The sequence below is a fragment of the Clostridium sp. ATCC 25772 genome (assembly GCF_001573875.1).
GTDB classification, from domain to species: domain Bacteria; phylum Bacillota; class Clostridia; order Clostridiales; family Clostridiaceae; genus Clostridium_J; species Clostridium_J senegalense.
In genome coordinates, this window is record NZ_LFRG01000009.1 from 56,733 (window position 1) to 81,501 (window position 24,769).

At 25.6% G+C, this 24,769-nt stretch carries 22 protein-coding genes; all 22 read right to left on the reverse strand.

From position 1 onward, the window contains the following. Positions 1-25: 25 nt before the first annotated feature. The 22 genes from AZI32_RS04465 to AZI32_RS04570 all read right to left on the reverse strand — a co-directional run bounded on the left by AZI32_RS04465 (position 26) and on the right by AZI32_RS04570 (position 24,755). Complete coding sequence (locus AZI32_RS04465) at positions 26-2,035, reverse strand: hypothetical protein (protein ID WP_157450839.1); 2,010 nt, start codon at positions 2,033-2,035, stop codon at positions 26-28. A gap of 259 nt (positions 2,036-2,294) precedes the next feature. Next, positions 2,295-2,996, reverse strand: a complete 702-nt coding sequence (gene deoD, locus AZI32_RS04470) for a purine-nucleoside phosphorylase (RefSeq protein WP_061994701.1) — start codon at positions 2,994-2,996, stop codon at positions 2,295-2,297. Positions 2,997-3,206: 210 nt separating this feature from the next. Continuing rightward, complete coding sequence (locus AZI32_RS04475) at positions 3,207-3,902, reverse strand: hypothetical protein (RefSeq protein WP_061994702.1); 696 nt, start codon at positions 3,900-3,902, stop codon at positions 3,207-3,209. A gap of 4 nt (positions 3,903-3,906) precedes the next feature. Further along, entirely contained in the window at positions 3,907-4,851 is a 945-nt protein-coding gene (locus AZI32_RS04480) for an ATP-binding cassette domain-containing protein (RefSeq protein WP_061994703.1), read from the reverse strand. 210 nt (positions 4,852-5,061) lie between these two features. Continuing rightward, positions 5,062-5,742 carry a TraX family protein gene (locus AZI32_RS04485; protein WP_061994704.1) on the reverse strand — a complete coding sequence of 227 codons (681 nt, stop codon included), beginning with the start codon at positions 5,740-5,742 and terminating at the stop codon, positions 5,062-5,064. Between the two features lie 149 nt (positions 5,743-5,891). Continuing rightward, on the reverse strand, positions 5,892-7,739 hold the full coding sequence (locus AZI32_RS04490) for an ABC transporter permease (RefSeq protein ID WP_061994705.1): 1,848 nt from the start codon (positions 7,737-7,739) through the stop codon (positions 5,892-5,894). Further along, positions 7,729-8,478 carry an ABC transporter ATP-binding protein gene (locus AZI32_RS04495; protein ID WP_061994706.1) on the reverse strand — a complete coding sequence of 250 codons (750 nt, stop codon included), beginning with the start codon at positions 8,476-8,478 and terminating at the stop codon, positions 7,729-7,731. Before AZI32_RS04495 ends, AZI32_RS04490 begins: the two co-directional genes overlap by 11 nt. Positions 8,479-8,495: 17 nt before the next feature. Then, positions 8,496-9,473, reverse strand: coding sequence for a sensor histidine kinase (locus AZI32_RS04500; RefSeq protein ID WP_242865259.1), 978 nt, complete (start codon positions 9,471-9,473; stop codon positions 8,496-8,498). Continuing rightward, on the reverse strand, positions 9,451-10,173 hold the full coding sequence (locus AZI32_RS04505; protein WP_061994707.1) for a response regulator transcription factor: 723 nt from the start codon (positions 10,171-10,173) through the stop codon (positions 9,451-9,453). Before AZI32_RS04505 ends, AZI32_RS04500 begins: the two co-directional genes overlap by 23 nt. Positions 10,174-10,332: 159 nt before the next feature. Beyond that, a complete protein-coding gene (locus AZI32_RS04510) occupies positions 10,333-12,258 on the reverse strand; it encodes an FtsX-like permease family protein (RefSeq protein WP_061994708.1) in 1,926 nt (641 codons plus the stop codon). Further along, complete coding sequence (locus AZI32_RS04515) at positions 12,248-13,012, reverse strand: ABC transporter ATP-binding protein (RefSeq protein WP_010293295.1); 765 nt, start codon at positions 13,010-13,012, stop codon at positions 12,248-12,250. Before AZI32_RS04515 ends, AZI32_RS04510 begins: the two co-directional genes overlap by 11 nt. 19 nt (positions 13,013-13,031) lie before the next feature. Then, positions 13,032-13,529 carry a transglycosylase SLT domain-containing protein gene (locus AZI32_RS04520; protein WP_061994709.1) on the reverse strand — a complete coding sequence of 166 codons (498 nt, stop codon included), beginning with the start codon at positions 13,527-13,529 and terminating at the stop codon, positions 13,032-13,034. Between the two features lie 225 nt (positions 13,530-13,754). Then, positions 13,755-14,102, reverse strand: coding sequence for a hypothetical protein (locus AZI32_RS04525; RefSeq protein ID WP_061994710.1), 348 nt, complete (start codon positions 14,100-14,102; stop codon positions 13,755-13,757). A gap of 104 nt (positions 14,103-14,206) precedes the next feature. Further along, the gene (locus tag AZI32_RS04530; protein ID WP_061994711.1) at positions 14,207-15,520 is read right to left on the reverse strand and encodes a HAMP domain-containing sensor histidine kinase; all 1,314 of its coding nucleotides are present in this window, start codon (positions 15,518-15,520) and stop codon (positions 14,207-14,209) included. Further along, on the reverse strand, positions 15,501-16,175 hold the full coding sequence (locus AZI32_RS04535; protein WP_061994712.1) for a response regulator transcription factor: 675 nt from the start codon (positions 16,173-16,175) through the stop codon (positions 15,501-15,503). Before AZI32_RS04535 ends, AZI32_RS04530 begins: the two co-directional genes overlap by 20 nt. A 159-nt stretch (positions 16,176-16,334) precedes the next feature. Then, on the reverse strand, positions 16,335-17,507 hold the full coding sequence (locus AZI32_RS04540; protein WP_061994713.1) for a MalY/PatB family protein: 1,173 nt from the start codon (positions 17,505-17,507) through the stop codon (positions 16,335-16,337). Positions 17,508-17,671: 164 nt separating this feature from the next. Further along, positions 17,672-18,697 (reverse strand): ABC transporter substrate-binding protein, encoded by a 1,026-nt coding sequence (locus tag AZI32_RS04545; RefSeq protein ID WP_061994736.1) that lies wholly within the window; start codon positions 18,695-18,697, stop codon positions 17,672-17,674. A 47-nt stretch (positions 18,698-18,744) separates the two neighbouring features. Continuing rightward, complete coding sequence (locus AZI32_RS04550) at positions 18,745-19,563, reverse strand: ABC transporter permease (protein ID WP_061994737.1); 819 nt, start codon at positions 19,561-19,563, stop codon at positions 18,745-18,747. After that, a complete protein-coding gene (locus tag AZI32_RS04555) occupies positions 19,553-20,302 on the reverse strand; it encodes an ABC transporter ATP-binding protein (protein WP_061994714.1) in 750 nt (249 codons plus the stop codon). Before AZI32_RS04555 ends, AZI32_RS04550 begins: the two co-directional genes overlap by 11 nt. A gap of 148 nt (positions 20,303-20,450) precedes the next feature. Continuing rightward, positions 20,451-21,080 carry a hypothetical protein gene (locus tag AZI32_RS04560; protein ID WP_061994715.1) on the reverse strand — a complete coding sequence of 210 codons (630 nt, stop codon included), beginning with the start codon at positions 21,078-21,080 and terminating at the stop codon, positions 20,451-20,453. Positions 21,081-22,120: 1,040 nt separating this feature from the next. Next, complete coding sequence (locus AZI32_RS04565) at positions 22,121-23,410, reverse strand: MFS transporter (protein WP_061994716.1); 1,290 nt, start codon at positions 23,408-23,410, stop codon at positions 22,121-22,123. Positions 23,411-23,462: 52 nt separating this feature from the next. Further along, on the reverse strand, positions 23,463-24,755 hold the full coding sequence (locus tag AZI32_RS04570) for an MFS transporter (RefSeq protein ID WP_061994717.1): 1,293 nt from the start codon (positions 24,753-24,755) through the stop codon (positions 23,463-23,465). Positions 24,756-24,769: the final 14 nt, after the last annotated feature.

Genomic DNA, 24,769 nt, shown 5'->3' on the forward strand with positions numbered 1-24,769 from the left:
AAATTGTTGCTAATCTTCTTACCTTTTATCTATCTTGTTTACCATCAGTAATATTTGAATCAGTACCAACTATTATTTCTTTTTTTATCCATGCCTCATTATCATTTTCATCTATTATTAAAAAATGTATATACCCGTTCTTCTTTATGCCTTTATACCAAGCAGTCTTATCATCATCAACTAAATGAGTTTTTTTAGAATCCACATCAAATTTATTTATTTCTCCATCTTTAAAAACAACTTCTCCACCAATAACATATACAGGTTTACTATAGTTAGTTAAAATAGCATCTACCGTTCCATCTCCATAATACTTTAAAATTATTTCTGCATTAGGTAAATATTTATCTATTTCTTTTAAATAAACATAATATTTTTCTGTACTATTGGATAAATTGATTTTTCCTACTAGCCGATTATATCCCTTAATATCTACTATAATTTTATATTCACCTTTATCTAAATCTTCTATATTAAAATTATTTCCATAACGATTTAAATTGATATTTTTCCCATCTTTACTTAAAGAAATTTGCCCATCTAATATCTGTTCTTTACATGATTGTTCGTTTTTGAAGATGCCCTCTTTACAATTTTTATCACACTTAAAAATTTCTATATTTAAATCACTTTTTTCATTTTCAACATTATCTCTTATATTATCAAATAAAATCTCTATATTTTCATTTAATTTTTCATTACTATCTAAATATATATAATCAATTATTTTGTTCTTTTTATAAATTGCTTCTACTTTTACAAATCCTGATTGTATATTTTCTGCACCAAACATCATATTGTCATTTTTTAATTTAGTAGCTTTAATATTATTAAATCTAACTTCTAAATCATCCTTATCTAATCTAAGTTTCCATGCTATACTACTTATATTTTTATTATCTATCATGTTTATCAAATTATTGCTATAATAAACCCCTTTAGGTATATTACTACCATTAATCTTTTCTTTTTTTTTCTCCCATCCATTTCCTTTTATATTTAATAATTTTTCATTTTTAAGCTTATTTTGCATAAAAACTAACACATCTTTTATTTTTGTATCTTTTTCTAATGTAACATATCCTTTAACTGATTCTAATTCACCATAAACTACCTCAATCTCTAATTTTTCTTCATTGGTGTACATTTGAAATTGTCCTGTAGTTTTGTCTATTTTATATTTAAACTCTCTATTATCTAATGATTTTATGCTATAATCTGTTTTAATTTTTTCTTTATTTATACTTATAAACTCATTTTTTGATATATTATTATTTTTAAATATACTTAAAAATTTATTTTCGTCGTAAAGTCCTGGTCTATATATAATATTATCTTTTATTGGAAGCTCAAATACTTTACCAGTAATTTTGTATTTATAACTTGTTTCATCTATATCATCATTTAATTTATTTAACTTAAATTGACACTGCATTTTGTTTAAATTTATATTTTTTAAATTTTTCACCATATTTTCTTCAATTTTTAGTGCAGAGTTTCTTTGCATACCATCTACAATATAATAATTTCCATCCTTAGTTTTAATACCTACTTCAGGATTTTTTCCCGTTCCAAATCCAAAGGTATGTTCTTTTTCATAGTTTTCTTTTAAAATCAAATCCAAGTTTCCACCTATATTTTCACTTGTTAACTTTCTTCCTGTTGCTTCATTGTAGATTTCATATAAATATTCTGTTTTATATTTATCCCACTCATTATTTCCCTCTGGTCCAGTGTTTTTTATATATTTTAAAATCCATCTATAATTTTTAGAATCTGTATAACTATCAGCCTTTAAAATCCCCTCTTTATTATTATCATCATATAAAAAAACTTCTTTTAAATGTTCATTTACTGAATTTATAGTATAAACCCCTTCTTCTATCTTTTCTAAAGGCATCATTTGTTGAAATGATATTTCACTACAAGTATTTTGTAATTTATTTTCATCAGCGTAAACCAATAAACTTGCTGAAAATACAAGGATAGCCATAATAGCAACTATTATAATACTAAAGTTTTTATTTTTACCCATTATCTCACTTCCCTCATAACTCATAACCAATAAAATTTTATCTCCTATTATAATCATTTATTTCTTTGCTACAAATATAGTAAAATAACATTTTATTTAGTTTTTAATTTAAAGTTTTTACTCTTATACATATTATTCTTTTATCAACTAAATATTTCCTTTACCCGTTAATTTAAATTTATTACTTAAATTAGAAAAAGGTTATATAAAGATATTTTTTCATCTTTATATAACCTTTTTCTTAGTAAATGCTTTTAAATTATAATTCTAATGCTATTTCCATCATATCAGTAAATGTTTCTTGTCTTTCTTTAGGATTTGTTTCATCACCTGTTAATACGTGATCTGATACTGTAAGTATAGATAATGCTTTAACTTTATTTTTAGCTGCTAAAGTATATAACTCTGCTGTTTCCATTTCTATAGCTAAAGTCCCATAATCTATCCATTTTTGTATTCCCATTCCTGTATCATCATAGAATAAATCACTGGATAATACATTACCAACTTTTATATTTAACCCTTTGCTTATCCCAAGCTCATAAGCCTTCTTCAAAAGTTCAAAATTAGCTGTAGGTGCATAATCCATTCCTTGAAATCTTCTTCTATTAATTCCTGAATTAGTAGACGCACTCATAGCTAAAACTATATCTCTTATTTTAACATCCTCATTTATTGCTCCACAGCTTCCAACTCTAATTAGTTTTTTAACTCCATAAGAATTTATAAGCTCATTAGCATATATAGATAGTGACGGAAGTCCCATTCCAGTTCCCTGTACTGATACTCTTTTTCCCTTATACATACCTGTATATCCATACATACCTCGTACATCATTATAACATTTTGCATCTTCTAAATAAGTATCTGCTATAAATTTTGCTCTTAATGGGTCCCCTGGTAATAGCACTATCTCTGCTATTTCCCCTTCATTAGCCATTATATGTAGATGTTTAGCCATATTAAACCCTCCCTAAAAAATATAATCTATTAATTATATATTGTTACTATTTATAAATTATAACATTATTGTATTTTTTTAAAAAGTTATTACATAACTTTAAACATCTTTATCTATCAGATAAAAGAGTTTTTCAATTAAAATAATTTGTCAACTATTAGTATAATATTAATTTGAGTTTTCTCATTTGATAAATGAATAAGTTTAAAATTAAAATTCACCTTTTGAACTTTCCGTTAAAAGTGATAAAATTAACATTATTATAGCTATAGGTAATATCCCTACTAATATTAATTTTATATTTAAAGCTTTAAATCCAAATATAATTGGACTACCTAATGTATACACCCCAATTATAGATGATATTATTAATATGTTTATATTAAACCTTATTCCTTTTAATATTACTTTTAAAATATTATTTTTATTTTCTAATATATTTATCCTAATAAAAATCTCATTTTTACTCATTGCCATTGCTGTAGCTGTATTAATCATTTCAACACTAGTTTTTTCTTTCAATTTAACTATACTATTACTGAAATAAATTATATTGTAAATTGTCAATAAAATAATTACTGTCTTTCTTCCACTACCTAATATAATAACTAAAATAGCTAAAACAGCTATATATGGTATAAAACTTATAAGTTCTATAAATAATTTATATACTTTATAAAATTTACTTCCAATTCTACTGTTAAAAATTATAAAAGCTATTATTGAAAAAACTATAGCTACTATAATAGCTATAAATACCATACTTATAGTGTTTAAAAACAAATATTTCATACTATGTGGCATTGACCAAACTTCTTTTCTTACGACAACCATATCTATAAGACTAATAATTAAACCTAAAATTACAGATAAAAATAATATTATTCCATACCTTTTCTTAACCATCTCTCTACCCCTTTAAATAAGTTAAAGCCTTTATTATATCCTTTACATTAAGCGCTCCAACTATCTTTCCATTTTCTCCCAATACATCTAAATCATATACAGTCTTTTGAAGCATAAATGTTAATGCATCTTTTAATGTTTTATTTTGAGAAATTCTTTCCCTTACGTCTTTTCCTAGTTTTGGTATCATGTAATCCTCAATTATCATATTAGATAGCATGTTAATATATAAATCAGCAGAACTTCCATCATTTAAAATATCTACTTTGAAATTAGACATTAATTTATCCGCCTTGTCAAAACTTTTAAGTTTTCCCTCTTCTATAACAGCTACTCTATCTCCAATTTTTATAGCTTCTTCTAAATTATTTGTAGCAAATATTATTGTTTTACCTAGTTTCTTATGTAATTTTAAAAGACATTCTGAAAGCATAAGCCTAGATTCTGATTGTAAATTTTTAAAAGGCTCGTCCATGATAATAATATCGCCATCATTTAAAAAAGCCCTTATAAGACCTATTTTGTGAATTTCTTCTATATTTAATTGATATACTTTTTTACTTTTATATTCATAATAATTTAAATCTAAAATAGAAAAATATTCATTTAATGTAGTATCAATTTTTTCATTATCCCAATTTAATTTTTTAGGAACTATGCTTAAATTTTTTCTTATATCCATATTAGAAAATAATCCAACCTCTTTATTTATGTATCCTATACTCAATCTAAGAGTTTTTATATCAAAGTCACTTATATTAACATCATTTATGAATATTTCTCCCAAATCTTCAATTACTATCCTATTTAACATATTTAAAATCGTAGTTTTTCCACTTTTACTTTGCCCTAAAATTACAGTTACTTCTCCATCTATAACATCCAAATTTAAATTTTCAACAACAATTTCTTTGTCATATATCTTTGTAACTTGCTCAAATGAAATCATTTTAACCTCCTCAATTCTATTAAACACACTTTTTTTTCCATAGCTATTTACTCTATAATATTATATATATTTTTTCTCTTATTATATACCTTTCTTTCAATATATCGACATTTATTCATATATTATAATACTTTTTTAATTATAATCATAAAAAAACATAAAAAGTATGTAACTTTTTATGTTTTTTCAAATTTAATCATATTTAAAATTTTATATAAACATTGCTATAATTTTTATTATAACTAAATGCAACGGATAAAATATATAAAATAAATATTTACTAAATTTATTGTTTATTCCTCTTTTACCATTATATAAAAGTATAAAAATTATTGAAAATACCATCATCCATTGTGGATCATTCATAATTAACTGTTCATAAGCATTTCCACTACCTATAGCTGAAAAAACACCACATATTAATAATGAAAATATGCCGTAAGTTAAAGACATAATAATTTTGTTATCCCTTAAAAAATAGAATATTAAAGTCATTCCAACTCCAAATATTGAAGCTTCTGTAAAAAATGATGCAACAATAACTGCTAATGAACATACTATCCCTAAAATATATTTTTTGCTATTTTTAGTATAGTCTATTACATACATTAATAATACAGCTAATGCTAAGGATAAGAATATATTGTTGTGGATATGAAATACTACTCCTATTATTTGCATAATTAATGCAGACCCAAATAACCTCCCCATATATTTAATTTTACTTTTGGTATGAAAAAACCCTTCTACTATAAAATAAAAAAATATAGGTGAAACCACTCTCCCTATAAAATTAAACCACATAGGCATCCCTGAAAAATTACTTCCTACATGATCAAATACCATTAATATCATTGCTATAATTTTAATTGCAAATGCATCCATGAATATCCTCCTAAAAATTTATTTTTCTCTAAAAATATTCTATTGCATTTATTAATTAACTCAAATTTAAACTGCTTTCATTTAAATTACAATGTTGTAATAAACTAAATTTTAACTTTTCAATTACAGGATTTATATAAAAATAAAGTATCATTTTATGATACTTTATTTTTTAATTCCTCAATACTTTTAAATCTCCAAAATAAAAAATACACTATATTTATTATAAATATTCCAGTAAATATTATTACAATTTGATTTAATATACTTATAGAATACATCATACTTGCAAATTTCATAAACATAAATGCATTTAAAAATGCTAATATATACGGTACAAAGAATATAAATGCCATTTCTCTTGATATTATTTCTTCTATTTCTTTATCTGTTGCACCAATACTCTTTAAATTTCTAAAATTAATTTTATTATATATAACTTCATTATAAAATCTAATATAAACTAAACTTAACGCCATAAAATAAATTAGTGTACAAATTAAGGTAGAGAAATATATGGATATTTTATTTGTAGATATAGAATCATAATATCTACTTACTCTTGATATCATATAAAATGTATCTTCTTTATCATATTTATAATATTCTTCTCTTATATTATCAATTATTTTAGTAGCTTCTGTCCATTTAGGCAAATCATATGCTATACAACTAAGATAGTTTAATTTTCCATTTAATTCATTAAACATATTTTCTGAAATAACATATAAATCATTAGCACTAATTGCATATGTTATATTAGGTATAGCCTTCTTATTTATACTTAACTTCTTACCATTAACCGGTACATAATCTTCTGTAATTTCCTCTTTAAATAAGGGAACACTATAAACCTCATCATCATTAACACTGATTTCAGACTTTCCATATTGCAGCGCTAATTTATTATAATCTTCATTACTTATAAATGAAATATGCTCATTTAAATTCAGTATCTTATATTTAGTTTTATAGTAACTAAAATCATTTTTTTCTAATATATTATCTAAATCTTTTTCAAAGGGAATTGTTTCACTTTTATTATTTATGAAAATGCAATATGTATAAGGAATTTCAACTTCTAAATTTTTTGCTACTACCATAGCATCCGTATATAGCATAGATATTATAGCAAAGGTTACAGTTAAAAGAATTGTTGCTAAAATTACTATATTAGACATATTAATGAAACGTTCTTTAATTGATGATAGTAGTATTATATTTTTACCTTTTATTTTTATAAAATATATTTTAGATAATAAATGTAAAAAATAAGGAATTAAATATTTTAATAATATAAAATTTATAATAGCTATGGTAAAAGATTCAATAAAAATGTAAATAGGGCTTATTTCAATATGTGAATTAAATTTATGTAATAATATCATAAGTATTAATATTATTATAGAAGTATAAACTTTCCATTTATTTAAAGCTTCAGTTTTTTTATTATCAATTAAAAGCTCATCACATCCTTTTCTTAAAATTTTGTTACAATTAATAGTGTAAGCTAAAATAAATATTATGGTATAAGATAAAACAGTTTCTATTATTGCATAAGTTGGAAAATAAAAATTCATACTTTCTATTTTGGTAATAGCACTAAAAATTATAAGAAAAAACTTTAAAAATACAACCCCTAATATAACACCAATAATTATTGCACTTCCACCAACTATTAAATTCTCTATCATAAAAAACTTATAGAAATCTTTATAGTCTACACCTAGTGCCATTAATACTCCAAATTCTCTTTTTCTCATATTTATAAATGTATTTAATGAATACATTATAAAAAATATAGATACTAAAATAACTTCAAATTTTATATAGCTAATATTAAACCGTAAATCACCCTGTACACTTTCTATTAATACAGGATGATTTATTATAGCTGAAGTTATAATGAATATAAAAACAGCTGCACAACTGCTAATTAAATAGTATAAATATAATTTCAAATTTCTTATAGTACTTTTAAATAAGATTTTTTCAAAATTCATAGTCATTCCCTCCTAGAAAGGAAAGTACATCTAATATTTCTCTATAAAATTGCTTATTATTCTCTCCTTTATATATTTCATTATAAATTTCTCCATCCCTTAAAAATATAACTCTATTTGAAAAACTTGCAATATAAGGATCATGAGTAACCATGAATATAGTTGTATTCATTTGGGTTTGTATCTTCTTCATTAACTTCATTACATCATCACTGCTTTTAAAATCTAAACTTCCTGTTGGTTCATCTGCAAATAAAACTTTAGGCTCTGTAATTAAAGCTCTAGCTATAGCTACTTTTTGTTTTTCTCCTCCTGAAATTTCAAATATGTTTTTATGCAATATGTCTTTTATATTTAAAAATTCACTTAAAAATTTCAATTTAGATTTCATTTCACCATTCTTTTTATTTAAAAATGTTAATGGTAAAATTATATTGTCTTTTACATTTAAATAATCCAATAATCTAAAATCTTGAAATATACAACCTAAGTTATTCCTCCTAAATATTGTTATTTCTTCTTCTGAGAAATTACTAATATTTTTATTATATATTTTTACTTTTCCTGCAGAAGGTTTTGTCATACCATAGCAAATATTTAAAAAAGTACTTTTACCACTGCCTGAAGGTCCCATAACAGCTATAAACTCATTATTTTCTAAATTAAAGTTTAAATTTTTAATAGCAAATTCACCTTTTTTATAAATTTTATAAACCCCTTCTAATTCTATTAAATTCAAGTTACCACCTCAAAACGTTATATTATAATAATAACTTTAGTTCCAATTCCTTGCTGTGACTCTATATATATTTGGTGATCTAATTTATTGCACACTTCTTTTACTAAATGCAATCCCATTCCTGTTGATTCACCATAAGTTCTTCCATTTTCACCTGTATAGAAAGCCTCAAAAACTCTTTTTATATCACTTTTAGATATCCCTATACCTTCATCTATGACTTGAATTTTCACTCTATCATTTTCCTTCTCAGCTATAACTTCTACAGATTTCCCTTTACCTTGTGAATATTTTATGCTATTTATTAATATTTGTTCTAATATAAATTCTATCCATTTTTTATCGCTATTTATAATTAACCCCTCTTCAATTCTAGTTTTAGGGAAAATTTTATTCTTTATAAAATAACTTTTTAAAGTATTTATAGCATTTTTTATAGGAATTTCTGCCGGAAATTGTTTTATTGAAAAATCATTTTTAAAATCTTCTATTCTAGCATTGTATAAAGCTAATTTTAATCCTCTTTCTAATTTATCAACTTCACTTTTTATATCTAATATAAATTCTTCTCTTTCATATTCTTGCATATATAGTTTTATTACTGAAATCGGCGTTTTCATATGATGAACCCATTGATTCATAAAATCTAATTGTTCTTTTTGCCTTTTTATTTGATTATAAACTTCACCTTGATAAAATCCGTACATTTCATTACTGATTCTATTTAATTCTTGTCCTAAATAAGAATCTCCAAACTCCGATACTAGTTCTTCAAAATTTACATAACTTTTAGACAATCCTTTATAAAATTTTTTATTTTTAAAATATCTACAAACCATATAAATTAAAACTATAAACATATTTAGAATAACAAAATACATTTTGTTATTTACAGTATTAAGTCCATCAAAAATTAAGTCACAACCAAATATTAATACAAAGCTAAATAAATATACCAAAACAAACCCTAAATTATCTTTTATAAACAGTTTCATCTAATTGCCTCCAACTTATATTAATCCTATATCCTGCCCCCCTAACAGTTTCTATAACATTTTCTATATTAAGCTCTAACAATCGTTTTCTTAATCTTGTTATATTTACATTTAGTGTATTATCATCTACAAAGGATTGATCATCCCAAAGTTTTTCTAATAATACATCTCTAGATACAATTTTAGGATAACTGCTCATAAGACAATCTATAAGTTCGCACTCCTTTTTACTTAATATAACCTTATTCTCCTTATATTCCAGTTCTAATCTTTCTGGGTATAGCATTAGTCCTTCTAAATTTACAATTCTTTCATTTGATGTTGATGCGTATTCTCCATATACTCTTCTTAAATTGCTTTTTATCTTAGCTCTTACAATTTCATAATTAAATGGTTTAACTATGTAATCATCTGCACCACTTTCTATAGCCATTATCTGATTCATATCACTGTCTCTAGCAGATATAAATATTATAGGACATAGTGATTTTTGTCTTATTTTACTACACCAATAATACCCATCAAATTTGGGTAAATTTACATCCATAAGAACTAAATTAGGATTTTCTCTATTAAAAATTTCCATAACTTCATCAAATTTTTCAACTTTAAAAACACTATATCCGTACCTTTCAATATATTCACTTAACAATGTTGCAATTTTTAAATCGTCCTCTACTACCATTATTTTATAAGACATACCATTATCTCCATTTCATAAATTTTATTTATAATAATATAAAAATACAATATTATTATAAATAAGGTATGTCTATTTTAAACATACCTTATTTATATTATCTATTATTTTCGTAAAATTATTTCAATAGTTTTTAATTTACTATTTTAAACCTTACCTCTATTCAGTTTCACTTATTATTTTATAATAATTATTTGAAGTTATTATATAATATATCATGTATATCACAATGTATGGAATTAATACTTGAAATTCAATTAAAGCTGTATTTTGATTAAAAGCTTTTGCTATATATGAAATTGCTACAGCACTATGCAATATTCCTACAATTAAAGGCATTATAAATACATATGCAACTTCTTTGTATATTGTAGATTTTATACTTTTTTCACTAACTCCTATCTTTCTTAAAGATTTGTATCTACCACTTTCTTCTGTTGCTTCTGAAATTTGTTTGAAAAATATTATGCTTCCCATTGCAACTAAGAATACTCCCCCTACAAATATTCCTATAAATAACATTCCAGAAATAGATGTGGATTGTTCCTTAAAGTTTTTATAGTAAGATGAATATATAAATATATCACTTCTATCGTCTTTATTTTTTAATACTTCTTCGTTTATTGCATCATCAATTTTTTTATCTAACATTTCTATATTTTTATTATCAGAAAGTTGGTATATATTTAATTTTTGTAACTCCCCAATTTTCTTTACTTTATTATAATCTGTATCATTTAGTATAATGGTTTCAAATGACATATGCTCATTTATTAAATTATTTTTATAATATTTCTTTATAGTATAATTTTCAAAATTAGTATTATCATTTGTTATATTTATTTCTTTAGGCTCTTCTTTATTAGATGCACTGTCTCCAAATTCATAAAAATATAAACATTCACCTGGTTTTAAATCAATGTTTTCATATTTTTTCTCTCTTAAATTATTTATCTTATCGAAATCACTTTCAGATATCACATTGAAATTTGACTGTTGTAAATCTACTTCACCTTCAACTTCAACATATTCAGCCTTTGTACTTCCTAAAAATTTAGTATTATTTTCTTCTTGTATAAATTTTGTAATATCACGGTCTAATGACTTACTATCTATAGATGTCATATATGAATATGGATACATATCATTAAACTTTCCGATAAACTTATCATAATAACTTATACTTACACCCATAGCTGTTATAGTTGTTGCACTTAAAATCGCTATTAATGCTAAAGCTCTAGAATTTCCTTTTATTCTAAACAATAACTTAGATGTTACTATCATATTTAATCCTTTAAAATACGATATTTTATTCCTTTTTCTAGCCTTTATTAAAAGTACTAATAAAGATGAAAATAACATAAACGTTCCAGTAGTTATTGATACCAATATTAATATCAGTGATAATTCTTCATTTGAAGAGTTTATTAGATTTAAATAGTTAAAATATCCAAACAAAATAAGTATTATTGATAATACTGCTTTTATCATTGAGGCTTTTGGCTCAACTTCTCTTTTACTTTCTGCTTTAAATAAATCTATAAGTTCAAATTTATAAATAGTCCTTCCACTAATAATAGAAACTAAAATAAAGATTATAATAAATGCTATAATTGTGTTTATTATTCCTTTACTTGTTATTACCTTTCCAATAGGTATACTAAGTCCAATCATCTTTATTAGAATAACAGTTGCAAATTTTGCAAATATAGCTCCTAATAAAATTCCTATTATTAATGCTATAATACCTATAAAGAAAGTCTCTAAAAACAACATTTTACCTATACTCTCATTTTCAATTCCCAAAAGAGAATATAATCCAATTTCCTTTTTTCTTTTCTTTAGAAAAAAGTTATTAGAATACCATATAAACATTGCAGAAAAAAATAATATTATGTAAGATGACATTTTAAAACCTGTGCTAAGTTTAACACTTCCTTCTAACATACTATTTATTACTTCATTGAATTCTAAAGATTTAAATATAAAAAATATTGATACTGATACTATTATAGAAACAAGATAAACAATATAATTTTTCAAATTCATTTTAACATTATTTTTTGCTATATTAAATATCATCTGTAGAATCACCACCAATTAAAGCCATAGTATCGATTATTTCCTGAAAAAATACTTTTCTTGTTGAGGATTTATGAATTTCTTTATAAAGCTTACCATCTTTTATAAAAATTACCCTTTTGCAATAACTTGCAGCACCTGGATCATGTGTTACCATCATTATCGTAGCTTTTCTTTCTTCATTTAAACTTTCTAAGGAATTTAAAAGTTCTTTTGATGACTTAGAATCTAATGCTCCAGTAGGTTCATCTGCTAGTATAATAGATGGTTGTGATATTATTGCTCTAGCTGCTGCTGTTCTTTGTTTTTGTCCTCCTGAAAGTTCAGTTGGGTATTTATTTAATAGTTCTTCTATTCCCAATCTTTTACATGTTTCCATAACCTTTAACTCTATTTCTTTAACACTTACCTTACTTATAGCTAAAGGTAATGCTATATTTTCTTTAACAGTTAATGTATCTAACAAATTAAAATCTTGAAATATAAATCCTAAGTTTTCTCTTCTAAACTTAGCTAATTCTTTATTATTTAAATCAGTAATATTTTTTTCCTCAATTTTAATTTCGCCATGAGATGGTTTATCTATAGTCGATACTATATTTAATAATGTACTTTTCCCTGCCCCTGATGGTCCCATTACACCTACAAACTCTCCTTCTAGGATTTGCAAATCTATATTTTCTAATGCTTTATAACTAGTCCCTTTAGTTTTATATACTTTTGAAACATTTTTAATTTCTAATACGCTTTTCATTTAACCATTCTCCTTATAGTTATTTTAATGATGGATATAAAAATTTATATATTTTTTCTCTTTTTTCAATTTTATCTCCATAGTATTTTTTTGCATATGACCTATCTTGTTCTTCAACTTCACCATTTCTACTTATCCAATTTGCCATCATTTCCTTAAGATCTTTACCATTAAAATTTTCTGATATATAAAATGAACCTAATCTTATATTATTCTCTGCCTTAGCTACATCTGCTTTGTTTTCAATTTTTATTCCTGCCTTTTTTGCTATTTCCATACCTGACTCATCTGTTATATTCATAAGTCCAGACGGTCTTCCTTTTTTATAAGGTGTTTCTTTGAAATTTGTTTCAAAATGAATAACAGCCGCTATAACAGCTGGATCTACTTTGTAATTTTCTCCACATTCCTTTATAACATCTATATTTGTTATAGGAAATAGCATTTCTCTTACAAATAGCCCAGAGCTTATTACTATTACAGCTAATGATAATAAAACTATTGTTACTTTCTTCATATTTTTTATTCCTCCAAACTATACTGAAATTTTATTTAATAACTTAAATTTAACTTTTTAATTTATTACAAGTTTATTTTAATATGGATTTATAATTTTAAATATTGATTTAGATTTCATAAATATTACAGCCTTGTAATATTAATAAAAATAACCTTGCTAAAATTTAGCAAGGTTATTTTTATTACATATTATTTTATAATCTATATCATTCTTATTTTAATTTTATGCTCCCTGTTCTACATTTCCATTTCCATTTCTAATTTTAGCACCATCTCCATTGCAATTACCTTTATTTTGTTTGCAGTTTCCTCTACTTTGCTCACAATTTTCTCTATTTTGAGGACAATTTTCCTTATCTCCTCCATAATAACATTGATCATTCGTGTTTTCTTCCACTGTTGGAGTTTCAGCCCCATCACTTATCTTCACTGGTGCAATTTCACTTTTTACTTCAGATTGCATATTTTGACTCTTAGTTTCAACATTATTTGATGTCCCTGCAAAAACCATTCCTGTAGCACCTAAAGTCATAGTTGTTGCCATAACTAATGATAATATTATTTTTTTCATTTTAAATTCCTCCTATAAGTTAAATTCATATTCTCTAATATAATAATACTTATAAGTTTTAATACTTTTTTGTTTAATTTGTGATGAATTTGTGAAAATTGTAATTAAAGCACTTTATCTTTAGGGATTATGAAATAAAATTCTACTCCAGATTCTTTTAAGTTTCTAGCACCATATGAAAATTCATGTTTTAATAATATTTCTTTGGAAATAGATAACCCAATTCCCATTCCTCCACTACTCTTATTTTTTAAATATCTATCCCAAACTTCACCTATAAATTCTTCATCTATTCCTTTCCCATTATCTCTTATGCTTATTTTTACATTATCGCTTACATTTTTTAATATTATTTTTATAGAATCTCCACAGCTATGTTTTATACTGTTATCTATTAAATTATAAATTACTCTATATAAGTAAATTTCATCACCTTTTATAAAAATATCATTATTTAAGTTATTTATAACAGCTATTTCAAAATTATCATTACTCATAAAACTAATCTTTTTTACACATTCCTTTATAATATGAGTAATACTAATTCTTTCGAAATTCATATTAACTTTGCCCTCTTTTATTTTTGAAAGTTGTAATATTTCAGATACTAACCTGTTTAACCTATCAACTTCTTCAATTATGATTTCACTATATTCTTTTACCTCTTCTCCTTTTACTAATTCATCACCTATTGCCTCACTATAATTTTTAATAATACTTAGGGGCGTTTTAAAATCATGACTGACATTAGCTATAAATTCCCTTTGCAAATTATATTTATAGCTTATTTCCTTAGACATTTTTTTAATACTTTGTGCCAACTCCTCTATTTCATCTCCTGTTTTGACATTTATATGTACATCAAAATTTTCTTTTGCTATTTCATCTGAAGCCTGTTTTAAATCTATTATAGGCTTTGTAAATCTTCTTCCAAGATAAATAGCTAATGGATTTGATATTATAATAGAAACCATAAATATAATAGCTAAAATTAAATATATTAAATTTATATATTCTTTTGTATCATAATAACTTTTCATTACAACTATGTATCCAGAATCTGTAGGTTTTTTATATGTTAAATATTTTTCTCTTTTATTAGTAACTAAAGTGTCCTTTTCTTTCAACTTTTCTACATCTACTTTATTTAACCACATCATTTTCCCAGGTCCAAAACAATGTGAATTACCACCTTCACTAATTATTCCTAATACTAACGAACTACTATATGTTCCATACATTTTATATTCTGATTCTATTTGACCACTTATCTTTTCTAACTCATTATATTGTTGCTTTATGTATACTTTTCCTAAAAGAACTGTTGAAAAAATATATCCTAGTCCCATAACAAGAACTGTGGATAATAAAAAGTATTTTAAAATTCTCTTAGTTATTTTATTCGTTCCTGTCTTCAAGTTTATAACCTACCCCCCACACTGTCTTTAAATTCTCATTAAAATATTTTATTTTTTCTCTTAAATTTTTAACATGAGTATCTATCGTTCTAGAATCTCCTATAAAATCATATCCCCATACCTTTTCTAAAAGTTGTTCTCTATTAAACACTATATTCATATTTCTAATCAAAAAAGTCATTAAATCAAACTCTTTAGGTGTCAAAGTTATAATACTACCAAACTCCTTTACTAGATGTTTTTCTACATCAACTATCAGATTATCAATCTTAAAATTTTCACATTTATTTTCCTTAATTGTATTAATTCTAAGCTTAACTCTTAATACAAGTTCCCTCATACTTATAGGTTTTACCATATAATCATCTGCACCTAACTCTAATCCAAATATTCTATCTTCCTCATCCCCTCTAGCAGTTATCATGATTACAGGGACTTTAGAATTTAATGATTTTGATTTTCTTAACAAAGACCATCCATCTTTTTTAGGTATCATAACATCTAAAATTATAAGATCAAAAGTTTCATTTTCTATAAGCTCATTTCCTTCAAAACCATCTTTTGCACATATAATTTCATAACCCTCTTTATTTAAATATAGTTTCATAACATCTCTAAGTTTTTTTTCATCTTCAACTATTAATATTTTACTCATAATGACACCTCACCCTTACTTACTATATAGTTTATAAGTAATTATACATATTTTTAATAGAAATTTACTTATTCTATTATACTTTTAACATTAAATTTATAATAGAAAATAGCTGTTTAAAACAACATCTTACTATTATTTTAAACAGCTACAATTAAATTATAAACTATTTATTGCATTTTCTATTCTGTTTAATGCTTCTTCTATAATTTTTCTACTAGTTCCTATATTCATTCTTTGGAATTGTTCTCCTGCGTGTCCAAACATCTTTCCATTATTTAATCCTACTTTGCATTTATTTATAAAAAATTTATTTAATTCATCATTACTCATATTTAATTGGGAGCAATCTAACCATAATAAGTATGTGCCTTGTGGTCTTTGAACTTTTATCTTAGGAATTTTATTTTCAAAATAATTTAGTACAAATTCTACATTTTTATTTAGGTAATCCATTAATTGATTATACCACTGTTCACCATTAACATAAGCAGCTTCTAAAGCTACTGCCCCCATTATATTAGGACCATGTATACAATGCTTATCTAATTGAATTTCAAATTGTTTTCTTAATTTTTCATTTTGTATGATTATATTAGCTGTTTCTAGACCAGCAATATTAAATGTTTTATTTGGTGCTGTACAAATAATTGAATTGTTTGCAAATTCATCATTTATTTGTGCAAATACAGTATGCTTATTTGGTTTATATACTATATCACCATGAATCTCATCGGAAACAACTAGTATATTATTTTCTATACATATTTCACCTAACTCTTTTAATTCCTTCATTGTCCATACCCTACCTCCTGGATTATGTGGACTACAAAGAATTATCATTTTTGTCTTGTCTGTAATTATTTTTTTTAAATTTTCTAAATCCATTTTATAATTACTACCATCATAAACTAACGGGTTTTCTAAAACTTCACAATCATTATTTTTTATTAATCTATAAAACGGATGATAAACTGGAGTCTGTAAAATAACTTGGTCACCAGGTTTTGTAAATGCTGCAATAATACTATTAACTCCTGGTACCACTCCTGGCGTAAATTTTATCCAGTCTTTTTCTATTTTCCATTGAAACCTTTTTTGCATCCAATTAATTACTGACTTATAGTAAGAATCTGGTGAATATGTATAACCAAACACTTCATGTTTTAATCTTTCTTCCATAGCTTTAACTATAGCTGGTTCTACCCCAAAATCCATATCTGCAATCCACATAGGAATTACATCATCTCTTCCAAATATAGCTCTGCGATTATCCCATTTAGCACAATTAGTACCTATTCTATTAGGAATTTCATCAAAATTATATTTCATACTAATCCCTCCAAAATTTAACCTTATTTTTATTTACTTTGATTATATGTCTATTTTTACATTATGTCTAATAAGTAAGTCTAGTTTTCTATTTTAAAATAGAAAAAACTGATTAATTCAAATTTGTAATAAACTTTAAACTAATCAGTTTGTCTAAATATATACTATTTAACTTTTTCTATAGATTCTTCAGCAAAAGTTTTTGTTACTATTTTTTCATATGGAGCTCTTTTATCTAATTCTTTTGCCATGTCCATTACATCCATCAATCTATTAAGACTTTCTTCTTCAAGTATTGGATTTTGGCACCAAGCATCTATTGATTTATATCTATTCACAACAGTTACTATATCCTCCATCTTCATATCATTGAAAAATGGTGCTATTGATTTTGCAATTTCTTCTGCACTATGATTTTGTACGTATATTTGACCTTTGTATATTGCATTTGTAAAACTTTGTATTGTTTGTTTATTTTCTTTTATATATTTATTTGTTGCTGAATAAGCTGTATACGGTATTTCTCCTGACTCTTCTCCAATTGATGCAACAATATATCCTTGTCCTTGCTTTTCAAGGGATGTTGCTGATGGTTCAAATAATGTTACATAATCTCCTTCTCCTGCTGTAAACGAACCTGCCATAACATTAAATTGAATATCTGTTCTAACATTAACTTCCCCATTTTCTTTATTGGTTCCGATTTTAAAATTATTATTTTTGATTGTATACTCCAATGTCATTTCAGGCACTCCACCTTTTCTGCCACCAAGTACTTCTTTTCCCTTTAAATTCTCAAATTTAAAGTTATCTTCCTTATCTCTTCCAACTAAAAAGCTACCATCTCTTTTAGTAAGTTGAGCAAAATTTATTGCATAGTCATTACTTCCTTGATTATAAACATATATAGATGCTTCTGGCCCCATCAGCCCAATTTGAACTTCATCTGATATTAATGCTGCCATAGTCTTATCAGCACCTTGTGCTGCTATAAGTTCAACATCTAATCCTTCTTCTTTAAAATAACCTTCATTTATAGCTACATATTGCGGTGCATAAAAAATAGAGTGTGTTACTTCTGCAACCTTTATTTTAGTAAACTCTTCATTCTTCTTTCCACAACCACTAAAAAACATTGAACATATAAAAGCGCTGGTTAAAACAGCTATTAACTTTTTATATCTTTTCAATTTTTTCACCTCATAACCTCTTTAATCTAATTAAGTCAAAAGAATCACTAATTATTATCCACATTTTGTTTTGACTTATAAATTTTTTCTATTACATTTACAACTTCGTACATTATAAGCGCACATACAGCTAGTACTACAACACCCATCATAACTAAATCTAACCTAAATACTTGCCCTCCATATACTATCAAATACCCAATTCCGTATCTTGATACTAAAAATTCACCTACTATTACTCCTACCCAAGACATTCCTATATTTATTTTTATTATATTTATTATATTTCCTATATTAGATGGTAGAATTAATTTTGTGAGAATTTGACTTTTGGTAGCTCCAAAACTTCTAAGCATTTTTATTTTTTCTTCATCTGCATTAATAAAATAATTATATGCTGACAATATAGTTGTAACCACAGATATAGTTACAGCTATAACTACAATTCCTTTTATTCCAGCACCAGCCCAAACTATAAGAATAGGTGCTAATGCGGTTTTAGGAAGTGCATTTAGAACTACCATAAAAGGATCTAATATTTTCGCTACTGTTTTAGACCACCATAACATTATAGCAATTATAATTCCTAAAACTGTACCAATAGTAAAACCTAAAACTGTTTCCCATACAGATATGCCAACGTGTTTAAACAATTCACCATTAGAAACATATTCTTTAAATAAAACATATATATCTGATGGCTTACTAAATAGAAATGTATCTATAATTTTTACTCTAGCAAAAACTTCCCAAATTACTAACAACATAACTAGTAAAAACATCTGCCAAAATAATATTTTATATTTATTCTTTTTTCTTTCCTTTAAAAACTTTTCATATTCTGAAAGAGATGAATTATTTTTCATGAACATCCAACTCCCTCCAAAGATTATCAAAATAATCCTTAAATTCTGGTGCTTTCCTTGCTAAAAGCGGTGTTTTTTCATTAGATACTGTTAAATCTATATCATATATATTTTTAATATTTGCCGGCCTTTTAGATAAAACAGCAACTTGATCTGCCATTGATATTGCCTCAGATATATCATGTGTTACTAATATTGTTGTTTTATTTTCATTTTTAATTATTTTATATATATCGTCACTTACCATAAGCCTTGTTTGATAATCCAAAGCAGAAAAAGGTTCATCTAAAAGTAAAATATCTGGATCAACAGAAAGTGTTCTTATTAAAGCCACTCTTTGCCTCATTCCTCCAGATAACTCTCTAGGATATCTATTTCTAAATTCCCATAACCCATAATTTTTCAATAATTTATTTATCTTTTCCATAGCATCATCATTTAATTTTTTTTGTATTTCAAGTCCAATAGTTATATTATCAATTATGGTTCTCCATTCTAATAGATGATCTCTTTGAAACATATAACCAATTTTTCCTTTTATATTTATATCTCCTGCTGTTGGTTTTAACAAATTACTTAATATATTTAAAAGTGTTGACTTTCCACTGCCTGATGGACCTAAAATGGCTAAAATTTTACCTTCTTCTAAAGAAAAACTTAAATTTTCTAAAACCTTAAGTTCTCCATCTACAGTATAGAAATTCATTCCTATATTTTTCACATCAACAATAGAGGACACTTTCTCACCTCCAAACTATAAGCTTAGAAAATAACTATTTTATTTTTCATAACTCTATAATCTATATATTAATATGTTATTTACAAAATAGTTGTTTTGTGATAGTTTTATTACTTTTTTGCAATAAAAAAGAAGTAGTTTGTATAAACTACTTCTGTATTAACTGTTTTTTATTTTTAATATTTAATTTTTTATTTTTAAAAGGATTTTTACCTTTTCCTATTAGTTGAAAAAAATATATTATTTTAGAAACTGAAAATAATATGTCATTGCTTTTAGATATAGCTACTTTTTTACCCATAGCTTTACCGCCGACAGTCATAGCTGCAATTACAGCACTTATTGTAGCTGCAATTAATATTTGATTAAGATTAGGTTTTGCCTGCAATATTTTAGAAACTATTACTACACCAACAGAACCACTGATAATCCCTGCAACGTCACCTATAACGTCATTACAAAAGTTAGAAACTTTACTTGCATTTCTAATTAATTTTACAACTATTTTTGCCTCTGGAACACGCTTTGATGCCATAGAATGGAATGGAGTTTCGTCACCAGCTGTAACTGCTGTACCTACAATATCAAATACTACACCTAAAAGAATTATCCCAAATAATATTGCTAAAGCTACTAATACATTCACCTTAGATAATGTGGATTCTGATATTAAAGATACTGTTCCACTTATAACAAAAGTTGTTATAACGATTGTTATAAGCCATCTTCGCTCACCATTTTCCTGTTTTGAATTTTTATTTTTATTACTCGTGCCCAATTATATCCTCCTAATTTTTTATATACTTAATTATAATTTTCAATATACATAATTAAAGGATTAAAAAGTTAACTTTTAAATCTATTTATATAATACTCAAAATTACAATTACTTATTCTTATAAATTATTAATATTTTCAATTAAACAAGTGGTGACACATTAAGTTAATTTTACGGCTTAGGTCTAGCAGGATTTCCCATAAGATAACTAAAATGTCGCCATTTTAGCAGTTTCCTTTGAATATCTTATCTATGCTAATGCATAGGGCCAGATTACCACTTAGTCCGCACCACAATCCCTAATATGTCTCTTTTAGAACAGTCTAGGAGATTTCCTCAACAGTTGGGTATCTTTTTATCCTCTTTTGCAACATAGGTTTCAGTAAGCAATTAATAACACTTCTTGGCCTAGAATTGTTATCTCAACCTAACCTCCCCCTATATCACTCAAGGCAAGCTACACTGCACATAGCTAAACTCACCACATTACAGGTTTAATCCATTGCCGTACTTTAGACATCTCTTCTAAAGCACATACAATGGTCTCCACGGAAGTAGGAGCAATGACCACATGCCTTTGCGTCTGTCCCACAACCTTAACTCCCAGCACCAGCCCAAAACTGGGCGTCTCAAGCCAGCACCAGGAACTTCATCGATATGCTCTTCAACGGATTTTTAGCCCCGTCTTCAAAGATACTTACCCGACTAGAATACTGCACCACTTATTATATTGTAATATATACTATAAAGTGTTTTTAACTAATTGTAAATGGCTTTTAACTTCGTATTTTAATTAAAATTGACCTTGTAATTTAACTAAACAATCAAATCTCCTTCAATCACACGATAGAATGTCCAAGCTTTCATTTTTAAGTTAATTATATTGTATTTACTAACTTTAAAATTTGTTATTAATTTTTTCTGAATTTTAGAACAATTTTTGTAAGTACTTAGTTTACTAGCATACCACTATTTCTCCAAATTTCTAACACTTAATTTTTTCATCTTTAAGATATAATTCCCATTTAAATAGCCACAAATTACATATCATATAATTTGTTTGTATTATTAATTAAATCGTCTAAAGAAAAGTCTTGTCCTTCATATTCAACTAATGTTTTACTACCTTTAACCAGTATACAAGTTATTATTGATAAAATTCCTACAGTAAATAATAACATCATTACATATTTAACTGAAATAAATTCACTTAAAATTCCTGCTACTAACGTCCCTAATGGTGCTAATCCCATAGAGAAAGTACGTAAAATAGATAGAACTTGCCCTCTTTTATTAGCTGGAATCGCCAACATCTTAGTACTATCTAATATTACATTAAATATTCTATTAAAAAAGGCCATAGTAAACATTATGATCATCATTAAAACATAATTCTTCATTAATGGCAAAAAAAATATAGTTATAGAAAAAATAATTAAACTGCATACATATGCTTTAAATTTCAACTTTCTTTCTAATTTAATCATAGTTAATAAAGTACTTGATATAATTGCTCCAATTGAAAACACTGTCATTAAATATCCATATCCCTTAACGCCTAAAAAACTTATTTCAGTACAATAAACCTTTAACAACATCATTCCGCCTGAAAAGCAAAAGTTTAATATACTATTACATAAAAATATATTTCTTAAAGTTTTAAACTTCCATACAAATCTAAACCCTTCTTTAAATTCTTCTTTAAAATCTACTTTGAAATTCTTATTAACTGTAGATTCTACACTTATAAATATTTCTGTAAATGCTGAAAATAAATATGATAATCCATTAAACAAAAACAAATATGATGCTCCAAGTGTTATATATAAAACTCCTCCAATCCCATTCCCTATCATATTCATTCCTGATTGAGCTAAGCTAGTTGCTGAATTCGCTTGAACAAGTCTTGATTTCGGTACTATATCTGGTTTTATTGCCATAACTGCTGGATTAAAAAATGCAGCACATATACCGCTTATGACTGCTACCACAAAAGCCATCCATACCTCTATTACTCCAATAATTGCACTTATACCTACCACTGTAATTAATATACCTCTTATAAAATCTGTTATAACTATAACTTTTTTCTTATTATATCTATCTACAAGCACTCCAATAAAAGGGCCTAAAACTATCCTTGGTAGCATAGTTAGTGTAGTTAAAAGTCCCATAATTGTAGTTGAACCTGTAACATCCAGTATCCAAAATTCTAATGCAAATATGTATAACATATCCCCTAAAGCAGATACCAATTGCCCCTGCCATAATAATAAAAAATTTTTATTCCAAAGTTTTTCTTTTTTTACTTCTAAATAAGTGTTCCCCAAAATTACTCCACCCTTTATTCAATACTCTATTTTAAATTTAAATTATCTTAAATTACATATCATATAAATTATTTGTATTATTAATTAAATTTTTAATATCATTTTCCTTACCTTCAAATTCTATTATATCTTTACTTCCTTTTACTGACACACACATTATTGATACTACTAATCCCATTACATATAGTACTAAAAGTGCATATTTTATCTTCATTATTTCACCTAAAAATCCTCCAACTAAACTTCCTAAAGGCATTAATCCCATGCTTAGTGTAGATGCTATGGCTGAAACCTTTCCCCTTTTATCTTTCGGTATAACAAGAATCATTGTACTATTAAATATGTTGTTGAATACGGCTATACAAAGCGCTGCTGTAAACATTATAAAAACAATTATATTATAATTTTTAATTAAAGGAAAAAGCACAATTTCTACTGCCCATAGTGTTAAAGAATACTTGTATATATAAAATTTATGCTTTTTCTTTAACTTAAATACTGATAATAAAATACTTCCTAAAACCATGCCCATAGCCATTATAGTCATCGTATATCCATATCTTTCTATACCTAAAAATTTATTTTCTTTAAAATAAGGTATAAATAGTATCATTCCTGCATTAAAAAAGAAGTTTATACAACATACACATAAAAAAACATCCCTTAAGGTTTTAAAATTCCATATAAATTTAAATCCTTCTTTAAAATCCTCTTTAAATGAAATTTTATTTTTTTTATTTATTAACTTAGGAACATCTATAAACAACTCTGTAAAAGAAGAAAATATATATGAAATTCCATTAAATAAAAACATATATGGCGCTCCTATTGCAACGTATATTATCCCTCCAACTGCATTTCCAACCATGTCCATACCTGACTGTGCTAAACTAGTTGCTGAATTTGCTTGAACAAGCTTTGACTCATGTACTATATCTGGTTTAACAGCCATAACTGTTGGATTAAAAAATGCAGAACATAATCCATTTACAATCCCTACAATAAATACCATCCACACTTTTATAAATCCCATAAGGGCTGCAATACCGACAAATGTAACAAAAACACCTCTAATAAAATCTGTTATAACTATAATCCTTTTTCTATCCCATCTATCAACAAACACCCCAGCAAAAGGTCCTAAAATTAACCTTGGCAACATTGTTAGTGCACTTAAAAGCCCCATAATAGCAGTTGAACCAGTAACGTCTAAAATCCAAAAGTCTAATGCTATAGTGTATATAACATCACCTAAAACAGATACTAGCTGTCCTTGCCAAAGTAAGAAAAAATTCTTATTCCATAGTTTAATTTTTTCATTTTCAACTGGTTTAATTTCTCCCATGTATTCATCCCCTA